This is a genomic window from Escherichia sp. E2586 (genome assembly GCF_005781105.1).
GTDB lineage: Bacteria > Pseudomonadota > Gammaproteobacteria > Enterobacterales > Enterobacteriaceae > Escherichia.
The window spans coordinates 96,628-104,083 of sequence record NZ_VATN01000021.1 but is presented as its reverse complement, the minus strand read 5'-3'; the positions used below and the strand labels follow the sequence as shown (position 1 = coordinate 104,083).

At 51.3% G+C, this 7,456-nt stretch carries 8 protein-coding genes and 1 pseudogene; 5 read left to right on the top strand and 4 right to left on the bottom strand.

Features of this window, described 5'->3' with window-relative positions; all coding sequences use genetic code 11:
- Both FEK50_RS24585 and FEK50_RS19285 read left to right on the top strand, forming a co-directional pair.
- A partial coding sequence (locus FEK50_RS24585; RefSeq protein WP_240783264.1) for a hypothetical protein occupies positions 1-106 on the top strand: 106 nt, incomplete at its 5' end.
- 64 nt (positions 107-170) lie between these two features.
- Positions 171-467, top strand: a complete 297-nt coding sequence (locus tag FEK50_RS19285; protein WP_240782269.1) for a MafI family immunity protein — start codon at positions 171-173, stop codon at positions 465-467.
- Between the two features lie 45 nt (positions 468-512).
- Here FEK50_RS19285 and FEK50_RS19280 read toward each other — a convergent pair.
- Both FEK50_RS19280 and yafV read right to left on the bottom strand, forming a co-directional pair.
- A pseudogene (locus FEK50_RS19280) lies at positions 513-806 on the bottom strand (SymE family type I addiction module toxin).
- A gap of 81 nt (positions 807-887) precedes the next feature.
- Complete coding sequence (gene yafV / locus FEK50_RS19275; RefSeq protein WP_131161654.1) at positions 888-1,658, bottom strand: 2-oxoglutaramate amidase; 771 nt, start codon at positions 1,656-1,658, stop codon at positions 888-890.
- Between the two features lie 180 nt (positions 1,659-1,838).
- Here yafV and ivy point away from each other — a divergent pair, with 180 nt between their 5' ends.
- Positions 1,839-2,285 (top strand): Ivy family C-type lysozyme inhibitor, encoded by a 447-nt coding sequence (gene ivy, locus FEK50_RS19270; RefSeq protein ID WP_205712940.1) that lies wholly within the window; start codon positions 1,839-1,841, stop codon positions 2,283-2,285.
- Between the two features lie 42 nt (positions 2,286-2,327).
- Here the strand turns inward: ivy and fadE are convergent, their stop codons facing one another.
- Positions 2,328-4,772, bottom strand: coding sequence for an acyl-CoA dehydrogenase FadE (fadE, locus tag FEK50_RS19265; RefSeq protein ID WP_105278660.1), 2,445 nt, complete (start codon positions 4,770-4,772; stop codon positions 2,328-2,330).
- 239 nt (positions 4,773-5,011) lie between these two features.
- Between fadE and lpcA the strand changes: the two genes are divergently transcribed.
- Positions 5,012-5,590: a D-sedoheptulose 7-phosphate isomerase gene (gene lpcA, locus FEK50_RS19260; RefSeq protein ID WP_016159301.1), complete on the top strand. Its 579-nt coding sequence runs from the start codon at positions 5,012-5,014 to the stop codon at positions 5,588-5,590.
- Positions 5,591-5,694: 104 nt separating this feature from the next.
- Entirely contained in the window at positions 5,695-6,462 is a 768-nt protein-coding gene (locus FEK50_RS19255) for a class II glutamine amidotransferase (RefSeq protein ID WP_000333380.1), read from the top strand.
- On the opposite strand, the gene dpaA is transcribed toward FEK50_RS19255, so the two are convergent.
- Positions 6,433-7,173, bottom strand: a complete 741-nt coding sequence (gene dpaA / locus FEK50_RS19250) for a peptidoglycan meso-diaminopimelic acid protein amidase (protein ID WP_001225679.1) — start codon at positions 7,171-7,173, stop codon at positions 6,433-6,435. The two genes, FEK50_RS19255 and dpaA, sit on opposite strands and share 30 nt — an antisense overlap.
- Between the last annotated feature and the right edge of the window lie 283 nt (positions 7,174-7,456).

Here is a 7,456-nt window from a genome sequence, read left to right as displayed (position 1 = left end):
GACGAATGATAAGGTATTCAAGGCAGGGTTAAGACGTAAGATGCGAAAAGCAGCCATGGACAGAAACTACCTGGCGTCAGTCCTTGCGGGGAGCAGCCTTTCGTAATCTTGCCCTGAATAGTTACTGCATTTCCTGATAGTGGACCGATTCCACCTTTACCGGGCGCAAAATGATGACTACTGCTACTGCTACTGCTACTGCTACTGCTACTGCTACTGGTATCGAGTTAAAAGAATTTGGTGAAAATTTTCATGACAGACTTTCTGAAGATGAACTGAATTATGCGCTGAGTTACATCGATTTTGGGGAAGAGCCATTAGCTTTTGAAATATTATGTGATTATATCTGCGAAAATGACCTTGTTATAACAAAGAGTGAATATGAGCATCTATGTACTTTTAATAATATCTTCAATCATTTGTTAGAACATGATGTTGTTATTTATTTAAAAAGATTAGTTAAATAGTAATAACGCCTGGTAAGAAATTAAATCTTCCCGGCTTTTTATTATTTAGCTTTCGTTCAGCACACTAAACATTCCGTCACGCATCCCCTTAACTGCCTGTTTAACCAGATAAAGCTCCCTGCGCAGTACCTGTACTTCATTGTTATCTGCAAGCAGGATCAGGCAACCCTCCGAGATCTTCACGGTAACGCCCGTGTCGCTCCCAAATCCCGCTTTCCTCAGCCATTTGGCGCTGATTTTGATTACCGGCGTGTTGCTGCGGTTGGGCAGATAACTTACCGAACAGTGGCGCTATGTTTTGGAAATGGTGACTTCTGGCGTAATATCGTGTTCAGCCATCATTAACTACCTCAGTTAGCTGCTTGCAGGGGCTTTCATAATCTTACCCCGACTCTCCCCGGCCCTAAACACAACCCCCACTCACCACAACCTAAACTCATCCGCATCCCGCCATGCCGGAAACTTTTCTCTATATTCCCGCAATGCCATCATCGATAGCTCCGCATCAATGCGCGTTGCCTGATGCGCGTCGGCAGTAGCGATAATCTCGCCTTGTGGATTAATCACCCGACTGTCACCGCGATAATGGCAGCCGTTGCCATCGCTGCCGACGCGATTACATCCCGCTACATACGCCTGATTCTCAATCGCGCGGGCTGTTAGCAATGCCTGCCAGTGCAGAGAGCGCGGTGCAGGCCAGTTGGCAACGTAGATGGCGAGGTCATAATCGTTGAGATTGCGCGACCACACCGGAAAACGTAAGTCGTAGCACACCAGCGGTAAAATACGCCAGCCGCGCCATTCCACAATCACTCGCGCATTGCCCGCTTTATAATGCAGATGCTCATCTGCCATTCGGAACAGATGACGCTTGTCATAAAAATGCACCTTGCCGTCAGGCTCAACCAGCAAAAATCGATTAACCGAACCAGACTCCGTTTGTAATGCAACACTGCCTGCAATCAGCGCATTGCACTGCTGCGCTTTGGCTGTCATCCAGTTCACTACGTCACCTTGTGCTAGCGACGAAGCTGCCGCTTCCATGGCAAAGCCGCTGGTAAACATCTCCGGTAGAACGATCACATCGCGCCCGGTAATACCTTCCAGTTGACGATCAAAATGGCGCAGGTTGGCAGGACCATCCATCCACACCAACGGTTGCTGCAAAAGCGTAATCTTCAAACCAGGCACGGTGTACAACTCCTTTATGCGAAGGGTTTTATAACTTTAACACCTTATCAGGCTATTACCTTACTGCGGAATAAATTGATAACAAATGCTGATATTGGAAATATCTGATTTGCAAATTATCGTGTTATCGCCAGGCTTTAGGAGGTTAATAACATGGGCAGGATAAGCTCGGGAGGAATGATGTTTAAGGCAATAACGACAGTCGCCGCTCTGGTCATCGCCACCAGTGCAATGGCGCAGGATGATTTAACTATTAGCAGCCTGGCAAAGGGCGAAACCACCAAAGCTGCGTTTAATCAGATGGTGCAAGGGCATAAGCTGCCTGCCTGGGTGGTGAAAGGCGGTACTTATACTCCCGCACAAACCGTGACATTGGGAGATGAGACGTATCAGGTGATGAGCGCGTGCAAACCGCATGACTGTGGCTCGCAACGTATCGCTGTGATGTGGTCCGAGAAATCTAATCAGATGACGGGGCTGTTCTCGACTATTGATGAGAAAACGTCGCAAGAGAAACTCACCTGGCTGAATGTGAACGATGCGCTTTCGATTGATGGTAAAACGGTGCTGTTCGCGGCGTTGACCGGCAGCCTGGAAAACCATCCGGATGGCTTTAATTTTAAATAATTAGCGGATAAAGAAACGGAGCCTTTCGGCTCCGTTATTCAATTACGCGGCTTCAACTTTCCGCACTTTCTCCGGTAACTTTACCGGCTTCGTCGCCAGCTCTTCCGGCTCAAAGTCATCAACGTTAATACTGCGCAGACGGCTTTCTTCCGCTTTCACCAGAATGGCGGCTTCATCTTTATCAATCAGCCCCTTCGCCAGCGCGTTGTGCGCCAGTTCATCCAGACGGGTAAACGGCAGATTTTTACCCAGCTCTTTACAGATCCGCTGATGAATCGGGTCGGCGGCAATCACATCCACCAGCGCTTCTTCCAGCAAGCCAACCGGGTTATGCTCGCTCGGCGTCAGGTACTGACCGCGCCCAATGCGGGAACGGGTGGCGTTCGGCACTTGTAAAATCTTCGCCACCTTATGATCCAGCTTGTCAGAAGGTGCCAGATAATGACGTCCGGTCGGGAAGATCACCACATTCAGCAGCCCGGCAACCACGCGGTTCGGGAAGTTTTGCAGTAAATCATCCATCGCCTGTTCAGCCTGATACAGCGCATCTTGTACGCCCCAGTGCACCAGCGGCAGGTCGGCTTCATTACGGCCTTCGTCGTCATAACGCTTCAGAACGGCAGAGGCGAGGTAAAGCTGGCTTAAAATATCCCCCAGACGTGCCGAGATGCGCTCGCGACGTTTCAGGCTGCCACCCAGCACCGCCATCGAGACATCAGAAAGCAGGGCGAGGTTGGCGCTCAGGCGGTTCAGGTGTTGATAGTAGCGTTTAGTGGCATCGCCGGTTGGCGTGCTGCTGGTTAAACCGCGCGTCAGGCCCAGCCAGAAGCTGCGAACTTTGTTGCTACCGACGTGACCGATATGTTTGAACAGCAGTTTATCGAACGCGTTAACGTCATTGTTCTTCGCTGCTTCCATCTCTTCCAGCACGTACGGATGGCAACGAATCGCCCCCTGACCGAAGATCATCATGCTGCGGGTCAGAATGTTAGCCCCTTCAACGGTGATGGCAATCGGTGCGCCCTGGTAAGCACGGGCCAGGAAGTTGCTCTGCCCGAGCATAATGCCTTTACCGCCGGTAATATCCATCGCATCAATAATCGACTGCTGCCCGCGGTGGGTACAGTGATACTTGACGATAGCCGACAGCACGGCAGGTTTTTCACCGAGCATAATGCCGTAGGTAATCAGCGACGCCGCAGCATCCATCACGTAGGCATTACCGGCAATACGCGCCAGCGGCTCTTCAATCCCTTCCATCTTACCAATAGAGATTTTGAACTGACGGCGGATGTGCGCATACGCGCCCGTTGCCAGCGCTACTGATTTCACGCCGCCGGTTGAATTGGAAGGCAGGGTGATGCCGCGGCCTACCGAGAGACACTCCACCAGCATCCGCCAGCCTTGCCCGGCCATTTTCGGCCCGCCGATAATGTAATCGATCGGTACGAAGACATCTTTACCGCGCGTCGGTCCGTTCTGGAACGGTACGTTCAGCGGGAAGTGGCGACGACCAATTTCCACGCCCGGCGTGGTGGTCGGGATCAGCGCACAGGTAATACCTAAATCTTCTGCGCCACCCAGCAGTTTTTCCGGGTCGGAGAGTTTAAACGCCAGACCAAGCACGGTCGCAATCGGTGCCAGCGTAATGTAGCGTTTGTTCCAGGTCAGACGCATCCCCAGCACCTGCTGGCCCTGCCACTCACCCATGCAGACAATCCCGGTGTCCGGAATCGCGCCCGCATCGGAACCCGCTTCCGGGCTGGTCAGTGCAAAGCAAGGGATCTCCTGACCACGCGCCAGACGCGGCAGATAGTGATTTTTCTGCTCGTCAGTGCCGTAATGTTGCAGCAGCTCGCCCGGGCCTAATGAGTTCGGCACGCCGACGGTAATCGCCAGGATCCCGCTCACGCCGGAGAGTTTTTGCAGCACGCGAGACTGGGCATAAGCTGAGAACTCCAGTCCGCCGTACTCTTTTTTGATGATCATCGCGAAGAAACGATGCTCTTTCAGATACGCCCATAGCTCCGGCGGCAGATCCGCCAGTTCATGGGTAATCTGGAAATCATTCGCCATCCGGCAGGCTTCTTCTACCGGGCCGTCGAGAAACGCTTGCTCTTCGGCAGTCAGGCGCGGCTGCGGATAGTTATGCAGCTTTTTCCAGTCCGGCTTGCCCTGGAACAAATCGCCTTCCCACCATGTGGTGCCTGCGTCGATCGCTTCTTTCTCAGTGCGCGACATTGGCGGCATCACTTTACGGAAACCGCGAAATACCGGCGCGGAAATCATCGACTTACGCATAGGTGCAAAGTTAAACGGCACAAGGATAATGGCCAGAGGCACCAGTACCCACGCCGACCACAGACCAGCAACGCCGAGGGCGGCTGTCCAGGCGAGCAAAATCAGACTGCTGATAAATAAGCTCACGCGGTGATAGAACAACGCGCCGAGCAGGACAACCGTAGCGAGAATACTCAAAATCATCATAACGAAAAGCCCCTTACTTGTAGGAGGTCCGACCACTTGTGATGATATGGTTGTAGTGGATGTAAAAAAATTTAGCAATGCGTTTACAATATAATTACAACGAAGCTCACATTGTTGCTGTTTTTATCCGCACTTCGGGTCAAAAAGTCCTGGTCATTCCACTGCGCTGGTCTTCTCGCTTTTGGTGGTATCCGGTACACTGCATTTTGTCTAATTCATTTATGCTGAAGGATATCCTCATGTACCAGGATCTTATTCGTAACGAACTGAACGAAGCGGCGGAAACGCTGGCTAACTTTTTAAAAGATGACGCCAATATTCACGCCATTCAGCGCGCGGCGGTCCTGTTAGCAGACAGCTTTAAAGCCGGTGGCAAGGTGCTTTCCTGTGGCAACGGCGGCTCCCATTGCGACGCCATGCACTTTGCAGAAGAACTGACCGGTCGCTACCGTGAAAACCGTCCGGGCTATCCGGCGATTGCCATTTCAGATGTCAGCCACATCACCTGTGTTGGCAACGATTTTGGTTTCAACGATATTTTCTCCCGCTACGTTGAAGCAGTAGGACGCGAAGGCGATGTGCTGCTGGGGATCTCCACCTCCGGTAACTCAGCAAACGTGATCAAAGCGATCGCAGCTGCGCGTGAGAAGGGGATGAAAGTGATCACCCTGACCGGTAAAGACGGCGGTAAAATGGCTGGCACGGCGGATATCGAAATTCGCGTTCCGCACTTTGGTTATGCCGACCGCATTCAGGAGATCCACATTAAAGTGATCCATATCCTGATCCAGTTGATTGAAAAAGAGATGGTTAAGTAAGTCTGGCGTAGGTCGGATAAGGCGTTTACGCCGCATCCGACCTGAAAATTCTTAAATCAATCTTCGCCGGGGGCCATGTGCTCCCGCTGTTGTGGAGGTTACCGATGTGCGAATTGCTCGGGATGAGCGCCAACGTCCCTACCGATATCTGCTTTAGTTTCACCGGGCTTGTGCAGCGTGGTGGTGGAACCGGGCCACATAAAGATGGCTGGGGAATCACCTTTTACGAAGGTAAAGGCTGTCGCACATTTAAAGATCCACAACCCAGCTTTAATTCCCCCATCGCCAAACTGGTCCAGGACTATCCGATAAAATCCTGTTCGGTGGTGGCTCATATTCGCCAGGCCAATCGGGGCGAGGTGGCGCTGGAAAATACTCACCCGTTTACCCGCGAGTTATGGGGACGCAACTGGACGTACGCCCATAACGGGCAACTGACGGGCTACAAATCACTGGAAACTGGCAACTTCCGCCCAGTAGGTGAAACCGACAGCGAAAAAGCCTTCTGCTGGCTGCTGCATAAATTAACGCAGCGTTACCCGCGCACGCCGGGCAACATGGCAGCAGTGTTTAAATATATCGCCTCACTGGCGGACGAACTGCGGCAGAAGGGCGTTTTCAACATGCTGCTTTCGGATGGGCGCTATGTAATGGCGTATTGCTCGACTAATTTACACTGGATCACCCGCCGCGCGCCGTTTGGCGTGGCAACGTTGCTGGATCAGGATGTGGAAATCGACTTCAGCTCGCAGACCACACCGAATGATGTGGTCACGGTGATTGCGACACAGCCGCTGACGGGCAATGAAACCTGGCAAAAGATTATGCCAGGCGAATGGCGCTTATTTTGCCTCGGGGAGCGTGTAGTTTGATGCCAGCTGTGGTTGCACCACTTCGTGGCTCAACGGCTTGCTGACCACGTAACGACCATTGACCACAGAAACGGTCGGTGGCTTACGGGTCTGTTCAAAGTAGTCATAGCCTGGCTTCAGTTGCTCCCAGAAGTCCTTAAAGTTGGAATATTTATGGCGCTTCATATTAGCGTCGGTCATGCGGAACGGGTAAATACTCACCTGCACGCTCGGCTGACCAAATACCAGCGCGCCAGTAACGAACTGGAAGATCTCATCAATACCCTGATTGGTCATTGCGTAGCAGCCGATGGAAACACAATCGCCGTGGATCATCAGGTATTTCCCTTCATAACCATGCGCACGGTCATAGGCATTGGGGAAACCAATATTAATCGCTTTGTAGTAACGGCTGTCTGGTTTTAACTGATTACGCTGAACGCTATAAAACCCTTCCGGACTTTTAAAATCGCCCTGACGCTGTTTGGGTCCTAACCCGCCGGAATATTTACAGATTTTATAACTGTCGAGCAGTTGATATTGCTCGCCCATTTTGACGTAGAGATCGAGCGTACGTTCTTCCTTGAAGATCTGGATGTAGACAGGGGATCCCATCAACTGCTGCTTATACTCTTTGCTCACTGGCGTGGTAGAGCTACTGCTGCCCAGCAAACCGGCGAATGAAACGCACGGGATCAACAACATCGCAAGAATTAATGCGATTTTACGCATACTGCTTATTCCTTGATAAAACGGTTACACACGCCAGGACGGCAAAATAGATCCCAAATCGGAATAGTCTGGATTTGGAAGGCTCACATTATCACCAAAAGAGTTTTACGCAAGTCTGTCGGCGCTGGGTTTACAAATTTAGCATAAGTGGCGATTTTCAAAAGTCCGAAAAGCGCATGTAAAGCGGTTTATTTCTTATTTCCTAAGGTTATGAAACCTCGATAGTAATATGCAAATAAGCAATTAATAATCCCGCCTCTCCTTCCTTTCCTCTAATATTCTC

Excerpts from the sequence above, each read along its gene's own strand:
- FEK50_RS19285 (WP_240782269.1), top strand. The coding sequence starts at position 171 with ATGATGACTACTGCTACTGCTACTGCTACTGCTACTGCTACTGCTACT.
- fadE (WP_105278660.1), bottom strand. The coding sequence starts at position 4,772 with ATGATGATTTTGAGTATTCTCGCTACGGTTGTCCTGCTCGGCGCGTTG.
- lpcA (WP_016159301.1), top strand. The coding sequence starts at position 5,012 with ATGTACCAGGATCTTATTCGTAACGAACTGAACGAAGCGGCGGAAACG.
- FEK50_RS19255 (WP_000333380.1), top strand. The coding sequence starts at position 5,695 with ATGTGCGAATTGCTCGGGATGAGCGCCAACGTCCCTACCGATATCTGC.
- ivy (WP_205712940.1), top strand. The coding sequence starts at position 1,839 with ATGTTTAAGGCAATAACGACAGTCGCCGCTCTGGTCATCGCCACCAGT.
- dpaA (WP_001225679.1), bottom strand. The coding sequence starts at position 7,173 with ATGCGTAAAATCGCATTAATTCTTGCGATGTTGTTGATCCCGTGCGTT.